The sequence below is a fragment of the Methylobacterium sp. WSM2598 genome (genome assembly GCF_000379105.1).
Lineage (GTDB): Bacteria > Pseudomonadota > Alphaproteobacteria > Rhizobiales > Beijerinckiaceae > Methylobacterium.
This window is the reverse complement of record NZ_KB900609.1, coordinates 5397632-5422627: the sequence shown is the minus strand read 5'-3', so window position 1 is coordinate 5422627 and position 24996 is coordinate 5397632. Positions and strand designations below refer to the sequence as shown.

20 protein-coding genes are annotated in these 24996 nt (G+C 75.0%); 10 read left to right on the top strand and 10 right to left on the bottom strand.

Features of this window, described 5'->3' with window-relative positions; genetic code table 11:
- The first annotated feature begins 12 nt into the window (after nucleotides 1-12).
- Complete coding sequence (locus MET2598_RS0125545; protein WP_026190943.1) at nucleotides 13-837, top strand: alpha/beta hydrolase; 825 nt, start codon at nucleotides 13-15, stop codon at nucleotides 835-837.
- A gap of 118 nt (nucleotides 838-955) precedes the next feature.
- On the opposite strand, the gene MET2598_RS0125540 is transcribed toward MET2598_RS0125545, so the two are convergent.
- Entirely contained in the window at nucleotides 956-2404 is a 1449-nt protein-coding gene (locus MET2598_RS0125540) for a peptidoglycan-binding domain-containing protein (RefSeq protein ID WP_018262816.1), read from the bottom strand.
- A gap of 171 nt (nucleotides 2405-2575) precedes the next feature.
- Between MET2598_RS0125540 and MET2598_RS0125535 the strand changes: the two genes are divergently transcribed.
- On the top strand, nucleotides 2576-7873 hold the full coding sequence (locus MET2598_RS0125535; RefSeq protein WP_018262815.1) for an alpha-2-macroglobulin family protein: 5298 nt from the start codon (nucleotides 2576-2578) through the stop codon (nucleotides 7871-7873).
- A gap of 21 nt (nucleotides 7874-7894) precedes the next feature.
- Here MET2598_RS0125535 and MET2598_RS0125530 read toward each other — a convergent pair whose 3' ends face one another.
- Nucleotides 7895-8791 (bottom strand): LysR family transcriptional regulator, encoded by an 897-nt coding sequence (locus MET2598_RS0125530; protein WP_018262814.1) that lies wholly within the window; start codon nucleotides 8789-8791, stop codon nucleotides 7895-7897.
- A gap of 94 nt (nucleotides 8792-8885) precedes the next feature.
- Here MET2598_RS0125530 and MET2598_RS0125525 point away from each other — a divergent pair, with 94 nt between their 5' ends.
- Nucleotides 8886-9872, top strand: a complete 987-nt coding sequence (locus MET2598_RS0125525; RefSeq protein ID WP_018262813.1) for an aldo/keto reductase — start codon at nucleotides 8886-8888, stop codon at nucleotides 9870-9872.
- A 74-nt stretch (nucleotides 9873-9946) separates the two neighbouring features.
- Nucleotides 9947-12079: a penicillin-binding protein 1C gene (gene pbpC / locus MET2598_RS0125520; protein ID WP_018262812.1), complete on the top strand. Its 2133-nt coding sequence runs from the start codon at nucleotides 9947-9949 to the stop codon at nucleotides 12077-12079.
- Nucleotides 12080-12215: 136 nt separating this feature from the next.
- Here pbpC and hemC read toward each other — a convergent pair whose 3' ends face one another.
- The 3 genes from hemC to MET2598_RS0125505 all read right to left on the bottom strand — a co-directional run bounded on the left by hemC (nucleotide 12216) and on the right by MET2598_RS0125505 (nucleotide 13802).
- Complete coding sequence (gene hemC / locus MET2598_RS0125515) at nucleotides 12216-13151, bottom strand: hydroxymethylbilane synthase (RefSeq protein ID WP_012330392.1); 936 nt, start codon at nucleotides 13149-13151, stop codon at nucleotides 12216-12218.
- Nucleotides 13152-13234: 83 nt separating this feature from the next.
- Nucleotides 13235-13459, bottom strand: a complete 225-nt coding sequence (locus MET2598_RS0125510; RefSeq protein ID WP_012330393.1) for a hypothetical protein — start codon at nucleotides 13457-13459, stop codon at nucleotides 13235-13237.
- A 43-nt stretch (nucleotides 13460-13502) separates the two neighbouring features.
- Entirely contained in the window at nucleotides 13503-13802 is a 300-nt protein-coding gene (locus tag MET2598_RS0125505) for an antibiotic biosynthesis monooxygenase family protein (RefSeq protein WP_012330394.1), read from the bottom strand.
- A gap of 292 nt (nucleotides 13803-14094) precedes the next feature.
- On the opposite strand from MET2598_RS0125505, the gene MET2598_RS0125500 reads away from it, so the two are divergent.
- On the top strand, nucleotides 14095-14520 hold the full coding sequence (locus tag MET2598_RS0125500; protein WP_012330395.1) for a hypothetical protein: 426 nt from the start codon (nucleotides 14095-14097) through the stop codon (nucleotides 14518-14520).
- 214 nt (nucleotides 14521-14734) lie between these two features.
- Here the strand turns inward: MET2598_RS0125500 and MET2598_RS0125495 are convergent, their stop codons facing one another.
- Entirely contained in the window at nucleotides 14735-15202 is a 468-nt protein-coding gene (locus tag MET2598_RS0125495) for an Hsp20 family protein (protein WP_012330396.1), read from the bottom strand.
- A gap of 231 nt (nucleotides 15203-15433) precedes the next feature.
- On the opposite strand from MET2598_RS0125495, the gene MET2598_RS0125490 reads away from it, so the two are divergent.
- On the top strand, nucleotides 15434-16435 hold the full coding sequence (locus tag MET2598_RS0125490) for an alpha/beta fold hydrolase (protein WP_012330397.1): 1002 nt from the start codon (nucleotides 15434-15436) through the stop codon (nucleotides 16433-16435).
- A gap of 160 nt (nucleotides 16436-16595) precedes the next feature.
- On the opposite strand, the gene hisN is transcribed toward MET2598_RS0125490, so the two are convergent.
- The 4 genes from hisN to MET2598_RS0125470 all read right to left on the bottom strand — a co-directional run bounded on the left by hisN (nucleotide 16596) and on the right by MET2598_RS0125470 (nucleotide 21654).
- Complete coding sequence (gene hisN / locus MET2598_RS0125485; protein WP_012330398.1) at nucleotides 16596-17384, bottom strand: histidinol-phosphatase; 789 nt, start codon at nucleotides 17382-17384, stop codon at nucleotides 16596-16598.
- Between the two features lie 97 nt (nucleotides 17385-17481).
- Nucleotides 17482-19521: an AI-2E family transporter gene (locus tag MET2598_RS0125480; RefSeq protein WP_018262811.1), complete on the bottom strand. Its 2040-nt coding sequence runs from the start codon at nucleotides 19519-19521 to the stop codon at nucleotides 17482-17484.
- Between the two features lie 168 nt (nucleotides 19522-19689).
- The gene (gene pncB, locus MET2598_RS0125475) at nucleotides 19690-20982 is read right to left on the bottom strand and encodes a nicotinate phosphoribosyltransferase (RefSeq protein ID WP_018262810.1); all 1293 of its coding nucleotides are present in this window, start codon (nucleotides 20980-20982) and stop codon (nucleotides 19690-19692) included.
- A 162-nt stretch (nucleotides 20983-21144) separates the two neighbouring features.
- The gene (locus tag MET2598_RS0125470; protein ID WP_012330401.1) at nucleotides 21145-21654 is read right to left on the bottom strand and encodes a pyridoxamine 5'-phosphate oxidase family protein; all 510 of its coding nucleotides are present in this window, start codon (nucleotides 21652-21654) and stop codon (nucleotides 21145-21147) included.
- Nucleotides 21655-21827: 173 nt separating this feature from the next.
- Between MET2598_RS0125470 and MET2598_RS0125465 the strand changes: the two genes are divergently transcribed.
- Genes MET2598_RS0125465 through MET2598_RS0125450 form a run of 4 tightly spaced genes read left to right on the top strand, consistent with a single transcriptional unit; the run spans nucleotide 21828 to nucleotide 24971 of the window.
- Entirely contained in the window at nucleotides 21828-22037 is a 210-nt protein-coding gene (locus tag MET2598_RS0125465; protein ID WP_012330402.1) for a TOBE domain-containing protein, read from the top strand.
- A gap of 5 nt (nucleotides 22038-22042) precedes the next feature.
- Nucleotides 22043-23155 (top strand): iron ABC transporter substrate-binding protein, encoded by a 1113-nt coding sequence (locus MET2598_RS0125460; RefSeq protein WP_018262809.1) that lies wholly within the window; start codon nucleotides 22043-22045, stop codon nucleotides 23153-23155.
- Nucleotides 23152-24204 (top strand): FecCD family ABC transporter permease, encoded by a 1053-nt coding sequence (locus tag MET2598_RS0125455; RefSeq protein WP_018262808.1) that lies wholly within the window; start codon nucleotides 23152-23154, stop codon nucleotides 24202-24204. The genes MET2598_RS0125460 and MET2598_RS0125455 overlap by 4 nt, the downstream gene beginning before the upstream one ends.
- A complete protein-coding gene (locus MET2598_RS0125450; protein ID WP_018262807.1) occupies nucleotides 24201-24971 on the top strand; it encodes an ABC transporter ATP-binding protein in 771 nt (256 codons plus the stop codon). The genes MET2598_RS0125455 and MET2598_RS0125450 overlap by 4 nt, the downstream gene beginning before the upstream one ends.
- Nucleotides 24972-24996 lie beyond the last annotated feature (25 nt).

Sequence of the window (24996 nt, the reverse complement as noted above, 5' to 3'; positions counted from 1 at the left end):
GTGACTGAAGCCATGCCTGACGCCATGCCTGACGCTTGGCGAGCGATGGACCGCGCGGCCCTGAGCGCCGCCTACGACAATTCCGGCGCGGTGGCGGGCAGCGCCGCGATCGTGGCGGGCTGGCGGGAGCGCAGCGCCGCCCTCCGCCAGGCGCATCCGGCGGAGCTCGACCTCGCCTACGGGGCCGAGGCGCGCCAGCGCCTCGACCTGTTCCGGTGCGGCGCCGCCGGGGCGCCGCTGCTGGCCTTCCTGCACGGGGGCTACTGGCAGCGCAACGCCAAGGAGGGCTTCGCCTGCATGGCCGAGGGTCCCCTCGCCCGCGGCCTCGACGTGGCGCTGATCGGCTACACGCTGGCACCCGAGGCGAGCCTGACCCGCATCGCCGAGGAGGTCGGCGCGGCGCTCGCCGTCCTGCGTCGCCGCGAGGCCGGACGCCTCGTCGTCTCGGGCTGGTCGGCGGGCGGGCACCTCGCGGCGCTCGCCCTGACCCACGGACAGGCCGACGCGGCGCTCGCGGTGAGCGGGATCTTCGACCTCGCGCCGATCCGCGGGACGGCCCTGAACGACGCGCTGAACCTGAGCCCGGAGGAGGTGGAGGCGCTCTCGCCGATCCGCCACCTGCCGGCCGCGTCCGGCCCGCTCACCGTCGCCTACGGGGCGGAGGAGCTGCCGGAGCTCCGCCGGCAATCGGAGACCTACGGGGCGGCCTGGCGCGCGGCCGGGCTGCCCGGCGCGCTGCGGCCCCTGCCTGGGCACGACCATTTCTCGGTGCTGAGCGAGCTGATCCGCCCGGACGGGGCGCTGACCGAGGCGGCCGTGGCGCTCGCGCGGGGGTGAGCCGGGCGAACGGACCGATGGCTCTCCAGCCTCTCCGACGAACCCGATCGATCGCGATCGAGGAACGGTCGGCCTTCCAGGCCCCGGCGCGCGGAGAGCCCCCGTCCCGCCAGCCCCCTCACCCGCGGCACTGCACCGCCACCAGCGCCCCGGCGAGCGGCGCCGCGATGGCGCCCGCGCTCTTCGGGGCGGCGGGCCCGGAGGGTGGAAGCGCCGCGCCTTCCGCCGCCCCGAGGCCGCGCAGGGCCGCGACCCCGACGACCGGATGCGTCAGCGGCGGCATCACGCCCGCGATCAGCCGGGGCTGGGCCGGCATCTGCGCCACGAAGCCGACGAGGCGCCCGGCCCGGTCGAGCACCGGCGCCCCCGCCGCGCCCGGCTGCAGCGGCGCCACCACGCCACCCGCCGCCCCCGCGACCCCCGGCGCGACGGTCGGGGCGCCGTCGCGGCCCATCCCGAGCACGACGAGGTCCTCCCCCGGCGCCGGGGCCGCCGGCGCGGCGGGCGGGAGGGTCCCGGGGCTCAGCGGCCGCTCGGTCTCCAGGAGGGCGAGGCCCGCCTCCTGCCGCACCACCCGGGCGGGCGCCCCGGCGACGAGGGGCGCCGGGCAGGCGGCCATCGCCGCGGCGGCCGTCACGAGGCGCCGCGGCCCGACCGCGAGCCCGGTCGCCGAGCTGCCGGCCGGGGCCGGTGCGATCGGGGCCGCGGCGGCCCCGGCCGGCGCCGCGGCGGTCGCGGCTGCCGGGGGAGCGGCCGGCGCCTCGGAGGGGAAGGGCGCGAAGCTGTTCGCCACCGCGATCACCAGCCTGTCCACCTCCCGGGCCAGGGCCTTGTCGTAGGCGAGGCTGAAGCCGCGCAGCCCCGCCGGGCCGGCCGCGTAGCGGATGTAGAACTTGCCCTGAGGCGTCTCGCCGGTGACGACGACGAAGTCGGGCCGCTTGAGCTTGTAGGTCACCTTGCGCTCGGGGCTGACCGAGGCGGCCTTCTCGAACAGCGCGTCGAGGTCGGTCTCGCCCGGCGCGAAGGCCTTGGTGTCGAGGGTGACGCGGCCGTCCGGGCTCTGCCAGCGGCTGCCGTTCGGGATCCTGCCGCGCCGCGACAGCAGCCGCTCCGGCACCCCGAGGGTGATGCCCGTGGCGGCATCGGCCTGCAGGGTGAACTGCGCCGCCTGCTTGGCCGCCTGACCGGCCGCGAGGAGCCGGGCGCGGGCGCGCTCGTCGAGGAGGCCGCTGGGTTCGAGCCCGTTCTGGCCCTGCCAGGCCACGAGCGCCTCGTAGGTGCGCCGGCCGAAGGTGCCGGTCGTGACGCTGCTGTAGTCGCTCGCCCAGACGAGAGCCTCCTGCACCGCCCGGCGCTCGGCCTCGGGCCGGGCCTCGAAGGCGGCGCGGGCGGCCTCGAAGGCCGCGTCGGCGGGCGGGGCGGCGGGGGCGGGCTTGGATTCCGGAGCAGGCTTGGGCGCAGGAGCAGGCTTCGGCGCCGGAGCGGGCCCCGGCCGCGGGGCCGGCTGCTGGGCGGCGGCCGGCAGGCTGAGCAGGACGGCGAGGAGCAGGGCGAGGCGGCGCGGCATGGGCGGCTCTGTCCGGGAGATCGCGCGACCTTGGCAGAAGCCGCGCCCCGCATAAAGTGAGCCCGCCGGACCGGATCGCCGGGTCCGGCGCCGGGCGGCCTTCCCAAGCGTTGCGGCGCGCCGCCCAAATGATAGGCTCGTGCGAGGAACGCACGCGCACGAGGCCAGACGATGTTGAGAGCAACCCGGACGGGGCGCCTCGCCGGCGCCCTCGCGGTGGCGCTGACCCTGATCGTCCCGGCCGCCGCGCAGGCCCCGCAACCGCCCCGGCCCGCCCCGTCCGCCCTCGTGCCCCCGCCCAAGGACCCGGCGCCCAAGGGCTTCGTGCGCCAGGACCTCGCCAGCGAGGCGGTGCGGCTCGAGGCCGAGATCCGCAGCGACGCCGCCGGAAAGCCCCAGAAGCCCGCCGCCCAGTGGCGCCGCGAGGCCGAGAAGCTGTTCAAGGACGACGACAATGACGGGGCGCTCGCCGCCTATGCGGGGGCGATCGCGGCCGAGCCGGGCGATTGGAAGACCTGGTACGCCCTCGCCGAGACCGCCAACGGCGTCGAGAACGACGATTACGACGAGAACCAGAAGCTGCGCCGCCGCGCCCGCGCGGGCGCCTACCTCGCCTACCAGCGGGCGGCGAGCCGCGCGGACGAGGCCAAGGCCCTGGCGCTGCTCGGGCGGGTCCTGGCCGACCAGGAGAGCTGGCGCCCGGCCCTCGACGCCTACAAGGCGAGCCTCGCCCTCGCGGACGCGTCCGACATCCGCGCCGCCTACGAGGAGCTGCGCGAGAAGCACGGCTTCCGCATCACCGACTACAAGGTCGATTCGGAGGCCGCCGCCCCCCGGGCCTGCTTCACCTTCTCGGAGGACCTCTCCGCCAAGACCGACATGGCGCCCTTCGTGGTGGTGTCGGGGGCCGCGAACGCCGCCGTCACCGCCGAGGGCCAGCAGGTCTGCGTCGACGGGCTCAAGCACGGCGAGCGCTACGCCGTGGTGCTGCGCCAGGGACTTCCCTCGGCGATCGCCGGCGAGACCCTGCGGAAATCCGCCGATTACGAGATCTACGTCCGGGACCGCTCGCCCCAGGTGCGCTTCACCGGCCGCAACTACGTCCTGCCGCGCACCGGCCAGGCCGGCGTGCCCCTGGTCTCGGTGAACGCCCCGAAGCTCGACGTCGAGGTGCTGCGCATCGGCGACCGCGGCCTGCTGCCGACCCTGCGCTCGGAGGAGTTCCTGTCGCAGCTCACCGGCGCCACCGCCCGCACCCTCGCGCGCGAGAAGGGCGTGCGGGTCTGGAAGGGCACCCTCGACACCGCCGGGGCCGAGCCGAACCAGGAGGTGGTCACCGCCTTCCCGGTCCTGCAGGCGGTCGGCAAGATCGAGCCCGGGCTCTACGTGATGCTGGCGCAGCCGAGCGGGACGGCCGCCCTCGGCGACGAGGAGACCGGCGGCTACGACCAGCAGGCGACCCAGTGGTTCGTCGTCTCCGATCTCGGCCTGACCGCCCTCAAGGGCGCGGACGGGGTCCACGTCTTCGTGCGCTCGCTGGCCAGCGCCGCGACCGTGCAGGGGGCGGAGATCCGCCTCGTCGCCCGCAACAACGAGGTGCTCGGCGTCAGGACCACCGATGCGCAGGGCCACGCGGCCTTCGATCCGGGCCTGTCCCGGGGCGAGGGCGGCATCGCGCCGAGCCTCGTCGTGGCGCGGCTCGGCGACGATTACGGCTTCCTCGACCTCGCGCTCAGCGCCTTCGACCTCGCCGACCGCGGCGTGAAGGGGCGGCCCGCCCCCGCCGCGGCGGAGGCCTTCGTGTTCCCCGAGCGCGGCGTCTACCGCTCGGGCGAGACCGTCCAGATCACCGCCCTCTTGCGCGACGCGAAGGGCGCGGCGATCCCGGGCCTGCCCCTCACCCTGGTGGTGAAGCGCCCGGACGGGATCGAGTATCGCCGCGCCGCCGTGGCGGATGCGGGGCTCGGCGGGCGCGCCTTCCCGCTGCCGCTCCTCGCCGGCGCCGCGCCTGGCACCTGGCGCGTGCTCGCCTACACCGACCCGAAGGCGGCGCCGGTCGGCGAGGCGAGTTTCCTGGTCGAGGATTACCTGCCCGAGCGGCTGGAGGTGACGCTCACGCCCAAGGCTCCCGCGCTCGCCCCGAACCAGCCGGCCGTGATCGACGTCGCGGCCCGCTTCCTCTACGGAGCGCCGGGCGCGAACCTCCAGGTCGGCGGCAGCGTCGCCGTGCAGGCGGCGGCGTCGAGCGGCATCCGCGGCCTCGACGGCTTCGCGATCGGCCTCGACGACGAGAGCGTGGTGCCGACCACCGCCGAGATCGACGAGCGGGTCACCACCGACGCGCAGGGCAGGGCGACGGTGCGGGCCCCCGTGCCGGCGCTCAGCGCCCCGCGCCCCCTGGAGGCGAAGGTCTCGCTCCAGGTCGGCGAGCCGGGCGGGCGGGCCGTGCAGCGCAGCGTGACGCTGCCGATCCTGCCGGCGGGCCCGGTCGTCGCCCTGCGCAAGACCTTCGGCGACCTGCGCGAGGGCGGGACCGCGACCTTCGAGGTGGTCGCGGCGCAGCCGGACGGCACGCGCCTGCCGGCCCGCGGCGCGGCCTGGACGCTCAAGAAGGTCGAGCGGAACTACCAATGGTACCGGGCGGACGGGCGCTGGTCCTACGAGGCGGTGAGGACCAGCCGCAAGGTGGCGAACGGCGCGCTCGATCTCGCCCCCGACGCCCCGGCCCGGATCGCCGCCCCGGTCGAGTTCGGCACCTACCGGCTGGAGGTGAGCGCGCCGAACCTGCAGGCCGCGAGCCTGAGCTTCACGGTCGGCACCGGCGGCAGCGAGAGCGCCGACGCACCCGACCTCCTCGACCTCACCCTCGACAAGGCCGCCTACGCCTCCGGCGAGACGCTGAAGGCGCGGTTCGCGCCGCGCTTCGCCGGCACCGCCACGGTCGCGGTGGTGAGCGACCGGGTGCACGAGATCCGCACCCTCTCCGTGCCGGCGGGCGGCGCCGCCGTGGAGATCCCGGTCAAGGCCGAGTGGGGCGCGGGCGCCTACCTGGTCGCCACCGCCTACCGGCCCCTCGACCAAGCGGCCAAGCGCCTGCCGGGCCGGGCGCTCGGCCTCGCGTGGTTCTCCGTCGACCGGGCGGCGCGCAGCCTCGACGTCGCCGTCGAGGCGCCCGCCAAGGTGCGGCCCCGCGGGGACCTGCGCCTGCCGATCCGCCTTTCCGGCCTCAAGCCCGGCGAGGAGGCCCGGGTGACGGTGGCGGCGGTCGATGTCGGCATCCTCAACCTGACCCGCTACGCGGCGCCCGACCCCTTCGCCTTCTTCTTCGGGCAGAAGGCGCTCTCGACCGAGATCCGCGACCTCTACGGATACCTGATCGACGGCATGCAGGGGACGCTCGGCGCGATCCGCTCGGGCGGCGATGCCGGCGGGGCCGAACTCGCCGACGCGCCCCCGACCCAGGAGCCGCTGGTGCGCTATTCCGGCGTCGTCACGGTCGGGCCGGACGGGCGGGCCGAGGTGACCTTCCCGCTTCCGGCCTTCAACGGCACCGCCCGGGTGATGGTGACCGCCTGGACGGCCGGGCGGGTCGGGTCGGCCGCGGCTGACGTGATCGTGCGCGACGCCGTGGTGCTCACCGGCACCCTGCCGCGCTTCCTCAACGTGGGCGACCGCTCGCGCCTGCACGTCGCCCTCGACAACGTCGAGGGAGCGGCGGGGGATTACGCGGTCGATCTCGACCTCTCCGGGCCGGTCGTGGTCCCGGCCGAGGCGTTGACCCGGAAGATCCGCCTGGAGGCGGGCCAGCGGGGAGCGATCGAGATCCCGGTGACGGCGGCCGGTCCCGGCGTGGCGCGGCTCGACCTCAGGCTGACCGGGCCGGGTCTCGACGGCGCGGCCGGGCAGAGCTTCGCGCTCGCGGTGCAGCCCGGGACCGGGGCGCTGCTGCGCCGCTCGATGCGCTCCCTCGACCCCGGGGCGAGCGTGACCCTGTCGAACGACCTCCTCGCCGACCTGCTGCCGGGCACGGGGACGCTCACGGTCTCGGCCTCGCCGCTCGCGGGGCTGGACGTGCCGGCCCTGCTGCAGGCCCTCGACCGCTACCCCTACGGCTGCACCGAGCAGACGGTGAGCCGGGCGATGCCGCTCCTCTACGTGAACCGCCTCGCCTCCCTCGACCGGCTCGCCCTCGACGACAAGGTGGACGAGCGGATCCGCGGCGCCATCGACCGGGTGCTGTCGCGCCAGGACGCGAGCGGCAGCTTCGGCCTGTGGTCGGCCGCCAATTCCGAGGATCTCTGGCTCAACGCCTACGTGGCCGACTTCCTGACGAGGGCGCGCGAGCGCGGCTTTCCCGTGCCGCAGACCGCCTTCTCGCTCGCCCTCGACCGGCTGCGCAACGCGGTCGCCAACACCAGCGAGGTCAGCGGCGGCGGCATGGATCTCGCCTACGCGGCCTACGTGCTGGCCCGCAACGGCCGGCCGGTGATGGGGGACCTGCGCTACCTCGCCGACACGAAGCTCTCGGACTTCTCGACCCCCCTCGCCCGCGGCCAGATCGCGGCGGCGCTGGCGCTGCTCGGCGACCGCGGCCGGGCGCAGAAGGCCTTCGAGGCCGCCGTGTCGGCCCTGCGCGGGGAGAAGGACAAGGCCGAGTACCGGCCGGATTACGGCTCGCGCCTGCGCGACGGGGCCGGGCTGATCGCGCTCGCGGCCGAGACGGGACTCGTCCGCGACAGCATCGCGCCGCTCGGGGCGGTGATCGGCGAGGAGCGGGCCTCCGGGCGGGTCACCAGCACCCAGGAGAATGCCTGGATGGTGCTCGCCGCCGAGGGCCTGAGCAAGGAGGCCGAATCCATGGCCTTCGCGGTCGACGGCGAGGCGCAGGGCGGCCCCCTCTACCGCAGCTTCAAGGCGGCGCAGCTCGAGGCCAAGCCGGTCACGGTGACCAATCGCGGCACGACGAGTGCCCAGCTCGTGCTCGGCGTCGCGGGCAGCCCGATCGTCCCCGAGCCGCCGGAGGCCAGGGGCTACACGGTCGAGCGCCGCTACCACCGCCTCGACGGCTCGCTCGTCGACGTCACGCAGCTGCGCCAGAACGACCGGGTCGTGGTGGTGCTGAAGGTGACGGAGGACAAGGCCCGCGCGGCCCGCCTCCTCCTCGTCGACCGCCTGCCCGCCGGGCTGGAGATCGACAACCCGAAGCTCCTCGACGCCGACGCCGTGCCGGCCCTGTCCTTCGTGAAGAGCGACGTGCAGCCGACCCACAAGGAGTTCCGCGACGACCGCTTCGTGGCGGCCTACGACCGCGACCCGTCGCAGCCGGCCTTCCTCACGGTCGCCTACACGGTGCGGGCGGTGACGCCGGGCCGCTACGTCCACCCGGCGGCGACGATCGAGGACATGTACCGGCCCGAGCGCTACGGCCGCACCGCCTTCGGGGCCATGGAGGTGGGCGCGCCGCGCTGAGGCGGGCGGGCGCCGCCGCGCTCACGCCGCCGCGCTCTCCCGGACGAAATCCAGGAAGGCGCGCAGCGGCGGGGGCGGCTGGCGCCGGCTCGGGTGGTAGAGCAGGAAGCCCGGGAAGGACGGGCACCAGGGTTCGAGCAGGCGCACGAGCCGCCCCTCCGCCAGGAAGGGGGCGGCGTAGCCCTCGAAGACCTGGGCGAGGCCGCTCCCCTCGACCGCGGCCTGGAGCAGCAATTCCTGCTCGTTGAGGATCAGCGGCCCGTCGAGATCGAGGGCGAGAGCGCGACCGTCCCGCTCGAATTCCCAGCGCATCACGGCGCCGCCCGCGAAGCGCTGCCGCAGACAGGCATGCCCGGCGAGGTCCTCGGGCGTCGCGGGGAGGCCGCGGGCGGCCAGGTAGGCCGGGGAGCCCACCACGGCGAAGCGCTGCCGCCCCCCGAGGGGCACCGCGATCATGTCGCGCGGGACGCGCTCGCCGAAGCGCACGCCCGCGTCGACCCCCTCGCGGACGATGTCGGCGAGCGCGTCGTCGCAGGCGATCTCCAGCCGCAGGCCCGGATGCCGGGCGAGGAAGCGCGCGGCGAGCGGCGCCAGGACGAGGCGGCAGGCCGAGCGGGGGGCGTTGAGCCGCAGCGTGCCGGTGAGGCGCCCGCCGGAGGCCGCGACCTCGCCGAGCGCCCGGTCGATCTCGTCGAGCGCCGGCCCGAGCCGCGCCAGCAGGGCGGCGCCCGCCTCGGTCGGCGCCACGCTGCGGGTGGTGCGGTTGAGGAGCCGGGCGCCGAGCCGGGCCTCGAGGTCGCGCAGGGCGTGGCTCAGGGCCGAGGGCGACAGGCCGAGTTCCGCCGCCGCGCGGCGGAAGCTGCGGTGCCGCGCCACGCGGGCGAAGGCGACGAGGTCGGAGAGGTCGCTGCGCGGCATTGGTGAACGGCGCTCAGGAGGTCGTGCGGCCCGGCCGAGCTTATCGGCGCGGCGGCGAGATGCCAGATCGGGCGCGTCCCCGCAGGAGATCCCCATGCGCCAGCGCCCCCTCGGCCGGTCCGGCCTCACCGTCTCGCTCCCCGGCCTCGGCTGCATGGGCATGTCCGAGTTCTACGGGCCGGCGGACGATGCGCAGTCGCGCGCCGCCCTCGAAGCCGCCCTCGCCCTCGGCTACGACTTCCTCGACACGGCCGACACTTACGGGCACGGCCACAACGAGGCGCTGATCGGCGCGGTCCTGGCCGGGCGGCGCGAGCGGGCGGTGGTGGCGACCAAGTTCGGCATCGTGCGCGCGCCCGGCCGCTACGAACGCCGCATCGACAATTCCCCCGCCTACGTGGCGGCGGCCTGCGAGGCCTCGCTCCGGCGCCTGGGGGTCGAGACGATCGACCTCTATTACTGCCACCGGCGGGATCCCGCCGTGCCGATCGAGGAGGTGGTGGGCGCGATGGCCCGCCTCGTCGAGGCCGGCAAGGTGCGGGCCCTCGGCCTCTCGGAGGTCTCGCCGGCGACGCTGCGGGCGGCGCAGGCCGTGCACCCGATCGCGGCGGTGCAGAGCGAGTACTCGCTCTGGACCCGGGAGCCCGAGCAGGGGCTCCTCGCCGCCTGCCGCGACCTCGGCGTCGCCCTCGTGGCCTACTCGCCCCTGGGGCGCGGCTTCCTCACCGGCGCCGTCGACGTCGCGGGCCTCGCGCAGGACGATGTCCGGCGCGCCAATCCCCGCTTCCGGGACGAGGCGCTCGCCCGGAACGCGCGCCTCGCCGCGGCGCTCGGGACCTTCGCGGCGGAGCGCGGCGCCAGCGCGGCCCAGGTCGCGCTGGCCTGGCTCGTCGCCCGCGAGCCGCACGTCATCCCGATCCCGGGCACCCGCAAGGAGGCGCGCCTCGCGGAGAACGCGGCGGCGATGGAGATCCGGCTCACGCCCGAGGACCTGCGCGCCCTCGACGCGCTGTTCGCGCCCGGGGCGGTGGCCGGGTCGCGCTACGACGAGGCCGGCATGGTCGGCATCGAGACCGACTGAGACGCTCGACGCCGCCCGAGGCGCTCGACCCCGCCCGCGGCTCTGGGGCGTCGCGTCCGGACGCGAAATGCGCCATGCTCGGCCGATCGGTTCGGGCGGGCGGCGGGATGGCGGGAGGCGCGGCGGGTCGGAATGGGGCGTGGCGGCGCGTCGTCCCGGCGCTGCTGCTCGCCGCGGCGCTCGCCGCCGGCGCGGCCGGGCTGTGGCGTGAGATCGGGCGCGATCCCGGCCTCGACCTCGCGGCGGCCGAGCGCCGCTCGCCCGTGGTCCTCGACCGGGCCGGCGTGCTCCTGCGCCCCTTCGCGACGGCGGATGGCCGCTGGCGCCTGCCGCTCGCCCCCGAGGCGGTCGATCCGCGCTTCCTCACCCTGCTGATGGCCTACGAGGACCGGCGCTTCGCCCGGCATCCGGGCGTCGATCCGCTCGCGGTGCTGCGGGCCGCCGGGCAATGGCTGCGGGCGGGACGGATCGTCTCGGGCGGCTCGACCCTCTCGATGCAGGTCGCCCGGCTGGTCGAGCCGCGGGCCGAGCGCTCGCTCGCCGCCAAGCTGCGCCAGGTGCGGGGGGCGGTCGCGCTCGAGAGGCGGCTCGGCAAGGCGGGGGTGCTGCGCCTCTACCTCGCCCTCGCCCCCTATGGCGGGCCGCTCGAAGGGGTGCGGGCGGCGAGCCTCGCCTATTTCGGCCACGAGCCGGGGCGCCTGTCGCTGGCGGAGGCCGCGCTCCTCGTCGCCCTGCCGCAGGCGCCCGAGGCCCGCCGGCCCGACCGCTTCCCGGAGGCGGCGCGGCGCGCCCGCGACCGCGTCCTCGACCTCGCGGCGGCGCGGGGCGCCGTCCGCCGCGACGAGGCCGAGGCGGCCAAGGCCGAGCCGGTGCCGCAGCGGCGCCGCCCCTTCCCGATGCTCGCGGCCCATGCGGCCGAGGCGGCCCTGGCCGAGGCGCCCGACCGGGCGGTCCACCGCCTGACCATCGACGCGCGCCTGCAGGCGAGCCTGGAGGCGCTCGCGGCCGAGCGCGTCGCCGCCCTCGGTCCCGGCCTCTCGACGGCGATCCTGGTCGTCGACAACGCCACCGGCGCGGTGCGGGCGCATGTCGGCAGCGCCGGCTACCTCGATGCCGGCCGCGCGGGCGCCATCGACATGGCCGCCGCCCTGCGCTCGCCGGGCTCGGCGCTGAAGCCCTTCGTCTACGCGCTGGCCTTCGAACTCGGCCTCGCCCATCCCGAGACGCTGATCGAGGACCGGCCCTCGCGCTTCGGGGCCGCCTACGCGCCGGAGAATTTCGACCTCACCTTCCAGGGCACGGTCACGGCCCGGCGCGCCCTGCAGATGTCCCTCAACGTGCCCGCGGTGGAACTGATGGAGTTGGTCGGCCCGGCCCGCTTCATCGCCCGGCTGCGGGCGGGCGGGGCGGGGATCGCGCTCCCCCGCGACGCCGCCCCCGGCCTGCCGGTGGCCCTCGGCGGGCTCGGCATCACGCTGACCGACCTCGCCCGGCTCTACGCGGGCCTCGCCCGGGGCGGCCTCGTGCCCGATCTCGTGCGGCGGCCGGAGGCCGGGCCGCCGGCCCGCGAGCCGCCCCGCATCGCCGAGGGGGTGGCGGCGTGGTACGTCACCGACATCCTGCGCGGCACGCCGCCGCCCGAGAACGCCCTGCCGAACCGCATCGCCTACAAGACCGGCACCTCCTACGGCTACCGCGACGCCTGGGCGGTGGGATTCGACCGCCGCATCACCGTGGCGGTCTGGGTCGGCCGCCCGGACGGGGCGAGCGTGCCCGGCCTGGTCGGGCGCGTGGCGGCGGCCCCGATCCTGTTCGACGCCTTCGCGCGCTGCGGCGGCGAGCCGGAGCCGGTGCCGCCGGTCCGCGACGCCCTGGTGACCAGTACGGCCGGCCTGCCGCCGCCGCTCCGCCACCTGCGCCGCGACGCCGCCAAGGTGGCGGGCGAGGCGCCGGGAGCCCCGCTCAGGATCGCCTATCCGCCGGACGGCGCCCGGGTCGATCTCGGCTTCGCGGAGGGGGCGCCGGCCGGGCTCGCCCTGAAGGCGCTGGGCGGCACCCTGCCCCTGACCTGGATGGTGAACAGCCTGCCCCTGCCCGAGGCCGCCCGCCGGCAGGCGGAGTGGCAGCCGGACGGGGCCGGGTTCGCGCGGATCTCCGTGATGGACGCGACGGGCGCGAGCGACAGCGTCGTGGTCCGGCTGGAATAGGACCGACGATGAGAAGTCCATGAAACACAACTCATGGCATCCGCGCAGGTCCTGCCGGAGGCCCGAGCCGCTTCGCGGCAGGCCTCATCCGGGGTCCCGGATCACACCGCCGCGTTCCCGTCGTGCGGATCCCGCCCTATTGCAGGTGCCGGCGATAGGTCTCGCCCGCCTGCGCCTTCAGGTCCGCCCCGGCCTCCCGGCCGATCGAAGCGGCCTCCGCGGCCGGGCCGCTGCGGGTCGTGGCCCAGTGCGCGCTCCCGTCCGGCAGGAACAGCAGCCCGTCGAGGGTCAGCCGGTCGCCGTCGATCTGCGCCAGCGCCGCGATCGGCGTGCGGCAGGACCCGTCGAGTTCCGCGAGCAGGCCCCGCTCGGCGGCCAGCGCCGTCGTCGTGCGCGGGCAGGCCACCGCCTGCAGCAGGGCGATGACGTCCTCGTCCGCCGCGCGGCACTCGATGCCGAGCGCGCCCTGCGCCACGGCCGGCAGCATCTCCTCGACCGGGATCACGGTCCTGGCGAGATGCGCCAGCCCGAGCCGCTCCAGCCCCGCGATGGCGAGGAGGGTCGCGTCGCAGACCCCCTCCTCCAGCTTGCGGATGCGGGTATTGGCGTTGCCGCGCAGGGGCACGATCCGCAGGTCGGGCCGGCGCATCAGCACCTGCGCGCCCCGCCGCAGGGACGAGGTGCCGACGCGGGCGCCGGCGGGCAGCTCGGCGAGGCTGCCGGAAGCGAGCGACAGGAAGGCGTCGCGGGGGTCGTCCCGCTCCAGGATGCAGGCGATGACGAGCCCGTCCGGCAGCCAGGTCTCGACATCCTTCATCGAGTGCACGGCGACGTCGATCTCGCCGGCGAACAGCGCCTGTTCCAGCTCCTTGGTGAACAGACCCTTGCCGCCGATCGCCGAGAGCGGCCGGTCGAGGATCCGGTCCGCCACCGTGTTGACGACGACGAGCTCCATCGCCCCCGGCTCGGCGAGGTGCGGATGCGCGGCGGCGATGCGGTCGCGGACCATGCCGGTCTGCGCGAGCGCCATCGGGCTGCCGCGGGTGCCGATGCGCAGGGGGCGATGAGCCATGGCCGCGTGCCTCGCCGTCAGAGAACCTTCACGTTCCCGAGCGAGTAGCCGCAAGCCAAGGTCCTGTCACCTGCGGCGAAATCCTAATCCCTGGGGATCTGCTCGTCGGCGACCGGCTCGCCCTGCGGCGTGCCGGCCGGATGGGGCGGCTCGGCCGGCTGGCCCGGCGCGTGCCCGGCCGGGCGGCGGCTGGTGGCGAGGCTGGATTCCGCGAGGCCCTCGCGGCGGGGCTGGTCGCCCCCGCGGCGGGGCTGGTCGCCCGCGCGGCGGGGTTGGTCGCGGTCGGGCTGGGTGCGGTCTGCAGTCATGGGGGCGCCTCCGGCCGGATCAACCGCCGAAGGCGGCCGGCGTTCAGAACCCGGCGGCGGTGGTGGTCGTGTGCTCGACGGCCGGGGGCGCGGCGAAATGGTCGGAGACCAAGTCGCGCCAGGCCTGGAAATCGGGCGAGCTGCGGAAATCGACCGTGTGGTTCTCAAGGGTCTCCCACTTCACCATCAGGCGGTAGCGGGTCGGATGCTCGATCGAGCGGTGCAGCTCCATGCCCTTGCAGCCCTTGGCGCGACGAAAGAGGGCGGCCGCCTCGGCGACCCCGTCCTCGAAGGCGGCCTCGTGGCCGGGCTTCACCTCGATCTGCGCGATTTCCAGGACCATGACGTTCCTCCGGTCAACGCCCCCGCATGCGGCATCCGCGCCGGCAAGTCCATGTCGGCAAGTCGATGCCGACAAGTCCGTCTCGGCAAGTCCATGCGGCTCCTCCATGCGGCCGCCGCGGCGGCCGTCGCCCGACATCGGGCGCCGCGACCGCGCCGCGAGAGCAGTGGATGACGCGCCCGCGCGGTTGCGTCCGGCCCGGCCGGCGCGCACAAACCGTGATCGCCCCGCGGCATCCGACCCCGCCCCAGGCGGGATCGTCGCGCCGATCCGTCGATCCGAGGATGCGCCGATGACGACGCTGAAGGAATTCGAGGAGGCCCTGCGCGAGCACGGGATGCTGATGGCGCTCGCCCTCCTGGAACGGCTGCGCGAGCGCGACCGGGCGAACCGGACCGTGAAGCCGGGCCGGCGCATCGTCGGCAAGAAGATGACCCCGGAACTCGCCCGGGCCATCCTCGACCTGCACGGCTCGACCGAGATGACGCAGCAGGAGATCGCCTTCAAGCTCGGCGTCAATCAGGGCCGGGTGAACGAGGTGATCAAGCGCGGCAAGTGGCTCTCCGGCGACCAGGCCGCGCCGGAGGCGGTGGCGCGCGACAAGGGCAAGGCGCGCATCCGCGGCACCGACGTCAAGCGCCCGCGCAAGGGGAAGGAGAAGGCGCCCACCCCCCGCAAGCCGAAGGCCCAGACGGAGCTGCTGTTCGGGGATCCGTGAGGGGGAGACCCGACGCGCGGCCGGGACGCCCGATGCAAGAACGCCCCGGCCTCCGCCGGGGCGCTCCGCTCTTGCGTGAATACGCCCCGGCTTCCGCCGGGGCGCTCGGCTCTGACGTCAAAACGCCCCGGCCTCCGCCGGGGCGCTCGGCTCTGATGTCAAAACGCCTCGGCCTCCGCCGGGGCGCTCGGCTCTCAGGTCAGGGTGAGGTCGCTCACGCGGCCTGCTGGACCGTGCCCTCGATCGACCGCGGGGCGCTGCCCGTGGCGATCTGGATCTGGCGCGGCTTCTTGGCCTCCGGGATCTCGCGCACGAGATCGACGTGGAGCAGGCCGTTCTCCAGGGTCGCGCCCGTCACCTGGACGTAATCCGCGAGCTGGAAGCGCCGCTCGAAGCTGCGCGCCGCGATGCCCTGATGGAGGAACTCGCCCTTGCGGGCCTCGGCGGCCTTGCGCTCGCCCTTGATCGTCAGCGCGTTCTCACGAACCTCGATCGACAGATCCTGGTCGGTGAAGCCGGCGACGGCGACCGTGATGCGGTACGCGGTCTCGCCGGTGCGCTCGATGTTGTAGGGCGGGTAGGTCGGGGCCGCTTCCGCGCTCACGAACTGGTCGAGCGCCGAGAACAGCCGGTCGAAGCCGACAGTCGAGCGATAGAGGGGAGCAAGGTCGAACTGACGCATGACATATTCTCCGTCCGAAGCAATATGTGATCTTACGGTCCGCCGTAGGGCCGGACCTGTGGTCTTGTCTGCACCGCCTGATGGCCGGCGCAACCGTGATATCGGGAGGGGCTCCTCTTCGTTCAAGAGGGGATTGCGGGAATCGCGAGGGGCCCGCGCTTGATTTTGCCGGCCGGACGGGGTGCTCTCGGGAGACGCATCCCCGAGGCCGCAGCCCCGAGATCCCCGCCCGTGACCGTTCCGCTCATCGCCACGCCGGACAACCCGATCCCGCCCGGCGCCCGCACCCTCGCGGTGCCGACCCGGGACGGGCTGACCCTGCGGGCCGCGACCTGGACGGCGGCCACCCGCACCACCAAGGGCACCGTCTGCCTGGTGCAGGGCCGGGCCGAGTTCATCGAGAAGTACTACGAGACGGTCCAGGACCTGCGGGCGCGGGGCTTCGCCGTGGCGGCCTTCGACTGGCGCGGCCAGGGCGGCTCCGACCGCACCGTCGCGGACGCGCGCAAGGGCCATGTCGGCGATTTCGAGGAGTACCGGCTCGACCTGGAGGCGGTCGCCACGCAGGTGCTGGAGCCGCTGATGCCGCGGCCCTATTTCGGGCTCGCCCACTCGATGGGCGGGGCGGTCTGCCTGGCCGCGGCGCGGGAGGGATGGCTGCCCTTCTCCCGCCTCGTCACGCTCGCGCCGATGCTCGGCATCGTGATGGTGCGCCACCCGCGGGCCGCGATGCGGGCGGCCGCCCTCCTCAACGGGCTCGGCCTCGGCCCGCGCTTCGTCCCGGGCGGCAGCCCGGTCTCGATCGCCACGAAGCCCTTCCCCGGCAATCGCCTCACCACCGATCCGGCGCGCTACGCCCGCAACGCGGCGGCGGCGCTCGCGGTCGGGGCCGGCGCGGTCGGGGATCCGACCGTGGCCTGGCTCGCCGCCGCCTTCCGGACGATGCGCCGCCTCGGCGACCCGCGCTACCCGCTCGCGATCCGGCTGCCCGTGCTGGTGGTGGCGGCGGGCGACGACCCGGTCTGCAGCACGCCCGCCATCGAGCGCTTCGCGGCGAGGCTCAAGGCCGGCCACAGCATCACCCTGCGGGGCGCCCGGCACGAGATCCTGATGGAGCAGGACGCGATCCGGGCCCAGTTCTGGGCCGCCTTCGAGGCCTTCGTCCCGGGCACGCCGCTCCCGGAGCCGCGCGAGGAGGACCTCATCGCGCTCGAGCGGCTGCCGCCCGGCTAAGCGGAATTGCGCCGTGCAATTCCGCTTAGTCCCTTGCTTTGGCAGCATTCTTGCCGCCGAACCGGTGACCCCTTCGGCGAACGATGCTCAGGGCAGGGCCCGGTCACGCGGCCATCGGGTCCTGCGCCAGGTTCTTGCCGTGCGGCCCGAAGCGCCGGTCTCAGCGGTTGAGCATCTCCAGCGCCGCCTCGTGCAGGCGCTTGTCGCCGGCCGCCACGACGTTGCCGCCGCCCGCGGCCGGGCCGCCGTCCCAGCTGGTCACGATCCCGCCCGCGCCCTCCACGATCGGGATCAGCGCGACGATGTCGTAGGGCTTCAGGCCGGCCTCGATCACGAGGTCGATCTGCCCGGCCGCCAGCATGCAGTAGGAGTAGCAGTCGGTGCCGAACCGCATCAGGCGCGTCGCCGCCTCGACGCGGCCGTAGGCCTCGCGGTCCCGGCCCTCGCCGAACAGGCGCGGGTCGGTCGTCGCCGCGATCGCCTCGGAGAGCGCGGCGCGGCGGCGGGTGAGGAGCTTGCGGGTGCCGTTCGGGCCGCGATACTGCGCGCTCCGGCCGTCGCCCGAGAAGCGCTCGCCCAGGAAGGGCTGGTGCATCAGCCCGTAGCAGGGCGTGCCGGCCCGCGTCAGGCCGATCAGCGTCCCCCAGAGCGGCAGGCCGGCGATGAAGCCCCGCGTGCCGTCGATCGGATCGAGGACCCAGACGTACTCCGCCTCCTCCCCCTCGGTGCCGAATTCCTCGCCGAGGATGCCGTGGTCCGGGAAGGTGCGGCGGATGATCTGGCGCATCACCGCCTCGCCGGCCCGGTCCGCCTCCGTCACGGGATCGAAGGGCTTGGGGCCGATCGCCTTGTCCTCGGTGACGAAGGCCGCGCGGAAGAAGGGCAGGATCGCCTGTCCGGACTGCGTGGCGAGCTCGTCCACGAACCGCGCGAAATCGACGACGCTCATTGCGCACCCCTCAGGCCGCTCCCCGGGCCGGCCGCCCCGGCCGGCTCCTCGCGGCGCGCAAGGATCGAAAGGACGCCGCGAGCCCTGCGTCAAGCCCTCAGGCGGGAGCACCCGCCGGGAGGGAGGCCGAACGCGGCGCCGGCGCCACAGGCGCGGGCCGGCCGGCGGACGCCGCCTCGCCCGTCGCGGCCGCCAGGCAGGCCTCCACCGCCTCGCGCAGGGAGGTGACGTGATCGTCCGCCCCCAGGGCGGCGCGGGCCTCCGGATCGGCCAGGGCGAGGTCGTCGGTCGGCCAGAGGCCGACCAGGATGCGGGCCTGCGGCAGGCGCCGCCGCACCCGCTGCACGAGGTAGCGCAGGTGCGCCGGGGTGCCGCTGATCTCCAGGTAGGAGATGCAGACCATGCGGGCCTCGCCCGCGTCGAGGTCGGCGATCCGCGCCCGCGACACCGCCGCGAACGGCACGACCCGGGTGCCGAGGCCGTTCTTCTCCAGGAGCTGCGAGAGCATCGTCGAGGCGGCCTCGTCGAGCGGGCCGCGGCCCGCCACGCAGAGCACGGCCCCCTTCTGCCGCCAGGGCGCCGGCAGGGTCTCCGGGGCCGGCGCGCCCGGCACGGCCGGCTCGCCGTCGCAGGGGGCGGCGGCGTCGGCATCGCGCCCCAGGAGCCGCCCGGCGAGACTGGTCTGGGCGGCGGGCGCGACGTCCTCGCGGTCGGCGAGGTCGGTGACGAGCTCGTCGATCGCCGTGCGGATCCGCTCCAGCTGCTCCTCGGTCAGCACCCCGCGGCGGGCGTCGGAGGCCGCGAGTTGCAGGCCCTTGAGCACCACGTCGTCGTAGTAGGAGGAGAGCGAGCACTCGCTGAGGATCGATTCCGCGAGCTCCTGCGCCTCGTCGGGGTCGTCCGCGAGGAGGCGCTGGTAGAAGTTCTCCACCGGGGTCAGGGCCGGCCGGTCGCCGAACAGGACGTCGAGGAATTCGAGCTGGTCGACGTGGCGGCCGAGCACGACGAGGCAGACCGTGAGCGGGGTCGAGAGCAGCAGCCCGACCGGCCCCCAGAGCCAGGTCCAGAACAGGGCCGAGACCAGGACCGCGAAGGGCGAGAGCCCGGTCGAGTGCCCGTAGAGCAGCGGCTCGACGACCTGGCCGACGATCGGTTCGAGGATCAGGAACAGGGCCGCGGTGGCCAGCACCATGTGCCAGCCCGGATCGACCGCGGCGGCGAGCAGCAGCGGCAGCAGGGCCGACAGGAAGGCGCCGACATAGGGCACGAAGCGCATCAGCGCGGTGAAGATCCCCCACAGGATCGGGCTCGGCACGCCGATGATCCAGAGCCCGATCCCGATCGCCACCCCGAATCCGGCGTTGAGGGCGAGCTGCACCAGGAAGAAGCGGCTCAGGCGCCGCGCCGCGTCGTTCATCGCCACCGTGGTGCGGTGGAGGTCGCTCGACCCGGCGAGGCGGATCAGGCGGTCGCGCAGGTCCTCGCGCTGGCCCAGGATGAACATCAGCACCACGAAGACGATGCCGGTGGTGGCGAGCGGCGCGAGGGCCGGCGAGAGCAGGCGCTCGGCGAGTTCGAGCGGGGTGAGTTCGCGCTCGCGCACCTCGACCAGCACCGGCTTGTCGGGGTTCTGCACGGTGGGGGCCGGCCTCGGCGCGGTCGGGTCCTGCGGCTTGGCCTTGTCCTCCGGGATGCTCCCGGCCTGCTGCAGGTGCTTGCCGATGCTGCGCATGTAGCCGGCGACGGAGCCGACCGGGCCCTCCCTGAGATTCTCGAGCTTGCGCTCGATCGTGCGCTGGTACTGGGGCAGGTTGCTGCCGAGATCGGCGACCTGCAGGCCGATGATGAGGGTGAGCAGGCCCACGACCCCGAGGCAGGTGAGCACCGACAGGCCGATCGAGGCCGTGCGCCCGAGGCGCAGCCGCCGCAGCAGGCTCACGAGCGGCCAGAGCACGAAGCTCAGGAGCACCGCGATGGCGATCGGGATCAGGATCTCGCGGCCGAAATACAGGGCCGCCACGATGAGGGCGGCGATGAGCAGCGGCAGGGCGAAGCCGCGGCCGGGCGTCTCGGCGGCGGCAATGCGCTTGGGCACCGCCGGGATCAGGGAGGCCTGCCCACCATCGTCACGCGCCATGCACCGCCCCACGCTCGCGCCCGGCGGGTCAAGCCGGGCCGTACCCGTGTCAGGAACGGCCGGGAGACCGATTGGATCCCCGCGCGGGGGGCGCGGCCGGGGCGGAAAACCGCTTGCCGCAGCGGCAGATAGCCGTGCGCCTGGGGGCCGCCCGGGCGGCGCGCCGGATCACACCAGGAGCGGCTGGGCCACCTGCGCCCCGACCGAGAACACGCGCTTGTAGCGCTCGACCTCCTCCTCCGGCCCGAGCGCCTTGGTGGGGTTGTCGGAGAGCTTGACGGTCGGGCGGCCGTTGGCCGAGATCACCTTGCAGACGATGGAGATCGGGTCGAGGCGCCCGTCCGGCGCCAGCCCGCGGAAGTCGTTGGTGAGCAGGGTGCCCCAGCCGTAGCCGATGCGCAGCCGCCCGTGGAAGCGGTGGTGGATGGTCTCGATCGTCTCGACGTCGAGCCCGTCGGAGAAGATCGCGAGCTTCTCCCGCGGGTTGCGCCCGTTCTCGCGCCACCACGCGATCACCTCCTCGCCGCCGATGATCGGGTCCTTCGAGTCGATGCGGATGCCGGTCCAGTCCGCCATCCAGGCGGGGCCGTTGGCTAGGAAGCCGGTCGTCCCGTAGGTGTCCGGCAGGATGACGAGCAGGTTGCCGGCGTAGTCCTGCTGCCAGTCGGCCAGGACCGCGTAGGGCGCCCGGGCCAGGGCCGCGTCGTCCTCCGCCAGGGCGGCGTAGACCATCGGCAGTTCGTGCGCGTTGGTGCCCACCGCCTCGATGTCGTGGCGCAGCGCGATCAGGCAGTTCGAGGTGCCGAGGAAGGCCGGGCCGAGCCCCTCGATCATCGCCTCGACGCACCAATCCTGCCACAGGAAGCCGTGGCGCCGCCGGGTGCCGAAATCGGCGATCGAGAGCCCGGGCAGCAGCTTGAGCCGCTCGATCTTCTCCCAGATCCGCGTCATCGCCCGCGCGTAGAGGATCTGCAGGTCGAACTTGCCCATCCCCTTGAGCACGCCCCGCGAGCGCAGCTCGTTGAGGATCGAGAGCGCCGGGACCTCCCACATCGTGGTCTCGATCCAGGGCCCGTGGAAGGTGAGGACGTACTGGCCGTCCTGCTTCTCCAGCAGGTAGTCGGGGAAGCGGAAGTTCTCCAGCCAGTCCATGAAGTCCGGCGAGAACATCTGGCGCTTGCCGTAGAAGGTGTTGCCGCGCAGCCAGGTCGACTCGCCGCGGGTGAGCCGCAGGGAGCGACAATGGTCGAGCTGCTCGCGCAGCTCCCCCTCGTCGATGATCTCGCCGAGCCGGACCCGCGTGGTGCGGTTATGGATGCCGAACGTGACCTCCACGTCGCGATGGCGGCGAAAGATGGTCTGCGCCATCAGGAGCTTGTAGAAATCGGTGTCGAGCACCGAGCGGATGATCGGGTCGATCTTCCAGGTATGGTTGTAAACCCTGGTGGCGAGGTCGAGCATCACCCGTGCCTGACTGGCCCGGCACCACGGGCCGGGCGGGGTGGCGCACCCCGCACGGTTCAGGCGCCGAAGTCAAGCTGGCGCGGGCGGATCCGCGCCGAACCGCTCCGGCCCGCTCCGGCCCGCGCCGGGCCCGGCCTCCCGGATCCGGCGCGGCCGCTTTCAGCGCGCCGAGAGATCGACCGCCTTCTTCTCGGTCTTCGGCGACTCGCCCGTCACCGCGGCCTTCACGTAGCCGTAGAGGTGCAGCATGGTGGCGTTCGGGCTGTCCCAGTACTCGCCCTTCTCGGGATGCACGCGGATCAGCGTCACGGAGGGATCGTCCTTGCCCTTCGGGAACCAGGTCTTCAGGCTCTCGTTCCACTTGGAGTCGATCGTCGCCTTGTCGCGCACGATCTCGGCCTTGCCCGACACCGAGACGTAGTTCTGGTTCGACGGGTCCGCGTAGGCGAGGTTGACCTGCGAGTCGCGGCTGATCTCGCCGGTCACCGGCGCGTCGAGCCTGACGAAGAACCAGAGGTCGCCCTGCGGGTCCGCCTCCTGGCTCCACATCGGGCGGCTGCGCAGCTGGCCGTCCGAATCCACGGTCGTCATCATGGCGACCTTGACGTCCTTGATCAGGCTGAAGAGTTTCTGCGCGCCCTCGTGGTCGCGGTGGCTGCCCTGATGCATGGATCTCCTCGATGGTTGGCCGGCCGGCGCGGCGCCGGCGGCGGGTCGGCGAATCGGCGGGACAACATGCGAGGCCGGGCTTGGTTGCGGTGCGTCACCCGGGCCCTCCCCGCGGCGCACCCTCCCGCTATGTCAGGGGCTGCGGCCGCCAGGGGGCCGCGGGGACCGGCACGATGAGGATCAGCGCGCGCAACCAGCTCTCGGGCACGATCACGTCCGTCACCAAGGGCACGACCACCGCCCACGTCACGCTGGAACTGCCCGGCGGCCAGGTGGTGACGGCGGCGCTCACCAACGACTCCGTCGACGGGCTGCACCTCGCGGTCGGCAAGCCGGCCGTCGCGGTGATCAAGTCCGGCGACGTGACGATCGCGGTCGATTGAGGCCGATGGCCCTCGACCGGCGCGCCCTGCTGCTCGGCCTCGCCGGCCTCTGCGCCGCGGGACGCGCCCGCGCGGCGGGGCGAACCCGCGCGGCGGGGCGAACCCGCGCGGCGGGGCGAACCCGCGCGGCGGGGCGAACCCGCGCGGCGGGGCGAACCCGCGCGGCGGGCCTCGACGAGGCCGGCAGGCCGCTCCCGGCACCGTCCGGCCCGGTCACCCGGGTCTTCCCGGCGGGGCCGCCGGCCGCGATCCTGCTCTACACGCTCGCGCCCGACCTCCTGGCCGGCTGGCCGCGCGCGATCCGGCCGGCCGAGCGGCCCTACCTCCTGCCGGAGGCCGCCGCGCTGCCGGAGGTCGGCCGCCTGACCGGGCGGGGCAACACCGCCAATCTCGAGACGGTGCTGGCGCTCAAGCCCGACCTCGTCGTGGATACGGGCGACACGGGCGAGACCTACCGCTCCCTCGCCGACCGGCTGCAGCAGCAGACCGGCATCCCGGCGCTCCTGTTCGACGGGCGGCTCCCGGCCGTCCCGGCGACCTATCGGCGGCTCGGCGCGGTGATCGGGCGGGCCGAGCGCGCCGAGCGCCTCGCCGCCCGCTGCGAGGCCATCCTGGACACCGTGCGGGGCCGCCTCGCCGCCGTGCCGCCGGAGGCGCGCCCCAGGGTCTACTTCGCCCGGGGTCCGCGGGGCCTGGAGACCGCGCGGGCGGGGGCGATCAACGTCGAGGTCCTGGATCTGCTCGGCGCCGTCAACGTCGCGGGGGCGGGCGGCAGCCTCGCGCGCGTCTCGCCCGAGGACGTGCTCGCCTGGGCGCCCGAGGTGATCGTCGCCCTCGATCCGGGCTTCGCGGCCGCCGCCCGGACGGATCCCCTCTGGCAGGGCGTGCCGGCGGTGGCGGCCGGGCGCCTCCACCTCTCCCCCGCCCTCCCCTTCGGCTGGGTCGATTCGCCGCCCTCGGTGAACCGCTTCCTGGGCCTGTGGTGGCTCGGCAAGGCGCTCTACCCGTCGCTCTTCCCGGAGGACCTGCGGGCGCTCGCCCGCGACTTCCACCGCGACTTCTACCACGTGGTCCCGGACGAGGCGGCCCTCGACCGCCTGCTCGCGGGGGCCTCGTGAGCGGCCCGCCGGCGCGGGCGGAGGGCCGGATCGGGGCGCGGCGCGCGCCCGGCCTCGGCCCGGCGCTGGCGCTCCGCGCGCTGATCCTCGCGGTCGCCCTCGCCTTCGGGGTCGGGCGCTACCCGGTCGGGCTCGGCGACGTCGCCCGGGTGCTCGCCGCCAAGCTGACCGGGGCCCCCTCGGGGGCACCCGCCGCCGTGGAGGCGGTGGTGCTGCAGATCCGCGGGCCGCGCATCCTCGCCGCCATCCTGATCGGCGCCGCCCTCTCCCTCGCCGGGGCGGCCTTCCAGGGCCTGTTCCGCAATCCCCTGGTCTCGCCCGACATCCTCGGCGCCTCCTCGGGGGCGGCCTTCGGGGCGGTGCTCGGCATCTGGCTGTCGCTCGGGGTGCTGGCCATCGAGGTCCTGGCCTTCGCGGGCGGGCTCCTCGCCGTCGGGGCGGTCTACGCGGTCGGGGCCGTGCTGGCGCGGCGCGACCCGGTCCTGGTGCTGGTCCTGGCGGGCGTGGTGATCGGCTCGCTCCTGGGGGCGGGGGTCGGCCTCGTGAAGTTCCTCGCCGATCCCTACAACCAGCTGCCGGCCATGACCTTCTGGCTGCTCGGCAGCCTCTCGGCGACGCACGCGACCGACCTCGCAGCGCTCGCCGTCCCGGTGGCGGCCGGGACGGCGCTGCTCCTGCTCCTGCGCTGGCGGCTCGACGCGCTCTCGCTGCCCGACGAGGAGGCGCGGGCGCTCGGCCTCGCCACCGGCCCCCTGCGGCTCGCCGTGGTGGCCGCCGCCACCCTGGTGACGGCCGCGAGCGTGGCGGCGGCCGGCATCGTCGGCTGGGTCGGGCTGGTGGTGCCGCACCTCGCCCGCTTCCTGGTCGGGCCGGGCTCCGCGCGGCTGCTCCCGACCGCGGCCCTCCTCGGGGCCGGCACGCTCCTCGTCATCGACACGCTGGCGCGCACCGTCGCGCCGGTCGAGGTGCCCCTCGGCATCCTCACGGCCGTCGTCGGCACGCCGGTCTTCCTGTGGTTGCTCGCGGGCGCGGAGCGGGACTGGTCATGAGCCTCCTCGCCGCACGGGACCTCGCCTTCGGCTATCCGGGCCGGGAGATCGGGCGCGGCATCGACCTCGCGGTGGCGGGGGGCGAGGTGCTGGCGCTGCTCGGCCCCAACGGCGGCGGCAAGACCACGCTCCTCAAGACGCTGCTCGGCCTGCTGGCGCCGCTCGGCGGCACCGTCGCGGTCGCGGGCAGGCCGCTCGCCGCCCTCTCGGCCCGCCAGCGCGCCCGGGCGATGGCCTACGTGCCCCAGAGCGCCGCCAGCCCCTTCGCCTTCACGGCGCGGGCCGTGGTGCTGATGGGGCGCAGCGCCCATGCGGGGCTCCTCGCCGCCCCCTCGCGGGCCGACCGCGCCGCCGCGGACGCGGCCCTCGCCCGGCTCGGCGTGCTCCACCTCGCCGAGCGGCCGGTCACCCGCCTCTCGGGGGGCGAGCGCCAGCTCGTGCTGATCGCCCGGGCACTCGCCCAGGAGCCGCGCCTCGTGATCCTCGACGAGCCGACCGCCAGCCTCGATTTCGGCAACCAGGGCAAGGTGATGCGCGAGATCGCGCGCCTGCGCGCGGACGGGCTCGGCGTGGTGTTCACGACCCACGACCCGAACCAGGCGGCGCGCTACGCCGACCGGGCGCTGCTGCTGCGGGGCGGCACCCGCCTCGCCGAGGGGCCGGTCGCGGAGGTGCTGGAGCCGTCGCGCCTGCAGGGGCTCTACGGGGCGCCGGTGGAGCTGGTGCGGGACGCGCGCAGCGGGGCCTCGGCCTTCCTGCCGGGGTGAGCCGCCGCGCGGGCTGCGGGCCCGC